Annotated in this window: 1 protein-coding gene; it reads left to right on the top strand. The window is 57.9% G+C overall.

Features of this window, described 5'->3' with window-relative positions:
- A partial coding sequence (locus tag FCS21_RS16245; protein ID WP_222927998.1) for an acyl-CoA dehydrogenase family protein occupies positions 1–442 on the top strand: 442 nt, incomplete at both ends.

Raw genomic sequence — 442 nt, 5'->3', positions numbered from 1 at the left:
ACCAACGGCGGCGTGCTGTTCAGTGGTGAAATGGGCTGGAGCAGTGGCTGCGATCACGCGGAGTGGGCGATTGTCGGTTTCCGCCGCAAAAACGCCGAGGGCACTCAGGATTATTGCTTCGCGGTCCTGCCGCGCAGCGACTATCAGATCCGTGACGACTGGTTCGCCGCCGGCATGAAGGGCAGCGGAACTAAAACATTGATCATCGACAATGTGCTGGTTCCTGAACACCGCATTCAGAAAGCAAAAGACATGATGGAAGGCAAGTCTGCCGGCTTCGGTCTGTACCCGGACAGCAAGATTTTCTACTCGCCATATCGTCCTTATTTCGCCAGCGGTTTCTCGACGGTGAGCCTGGGGGTGGCCGAACGGATGCTTGAAGTGTTCCGCGAAAAAACCAAAACCCGTGTGCGGGCCTATACCGGCGCGGCAGTCGGTGCCG

It is taken from the genome of Colwellia ponticola, assembly GCF_005885605.1.
GTDB classification, from domain to species: Bacteria; Pseudomonadota; Gammaproteobacteria; order Enterobacterales; family Alteromonadaceae; genus Colwellia; species Colwellia ponticola.
The sequence above is the reverse complement of the archived record's forward strand: the minus strand, read 5'-3'. Positions and strand labels throughout refer to the sequence as shown.